The organism is Novacetimonas hansenii JCM 7643, from assembly GCF_000964405.1.
In the GTDB taxonomy this organism is placed as follows: domain Bacteria; phylum Pseudomonadota; class Alphaproteobacteria; order Acetobacterales; family Acetobacteraceae; genus Novacetimonas; species Novacetimonas hansenii.
The window spans coordinates 1-472 of the sequence record NZ_BANE01000440.1 but is presented as its reverse complement, the minus strand read 5'-3'; the positions used below and the strand labels follow the sequence as shown (position 1 = coordinate 472).

General features: G+C 54.9%; 1 protein-coding gene. It reads right to left on the bottom strand.

Translation table 11 applies throughout. The annotated features are described in order from the left end of the window. Positions 1-178: 178 nt before the first annotated feature. On the bottom strand, positions 179-472 hold a 294-nt coding region (locus tag B7G66_RS16965; RefSeq protein WP_206778215.1), incomplete at its 5' end, for a transcriptional regulator domain-containing protein.

The window sequence follows — 472 nt, the reverse complement described above, 5'->3', positions numbered from 1 at the left end:
GTGATGCAGGGCGAGAGATTTGCTCTGTAATCCCTGTCGTTCTGTGGCCATGGCCGCAAAGAGAATGACTGGCAACCTACGGGCATCAAAGCCAGTAGGTGCTTCCACGATGATTGTGACACCGGGATAAAATTCCGGAGCCCAGAGTGCCGGTTCTATCCATGCAGGGATTTCTGGTTCAGCCGGTACAGGATAACCCCCAGTGGCGAGCAAACTGCTCCACCAGTTCGTAACGTGCACGAATGCTCCGCAACATGCCGAGCTGCTGTGTAAGGGACTGATACCCAGAGATGTAAGACGGGATCTGACGAAGCAATTCGTGTGCCAGTCCAGGCGCATCAAGATGATGCAGATGCATGCGGAAACGTGGATCGTACCAGGCAGGATGCGTGTCCATGGCAGTTCTCCCATTCCCGACCAGAACTACAGGGAGGGCGAGAGCGGAACATAGATACGACAGATAGAGCACCGC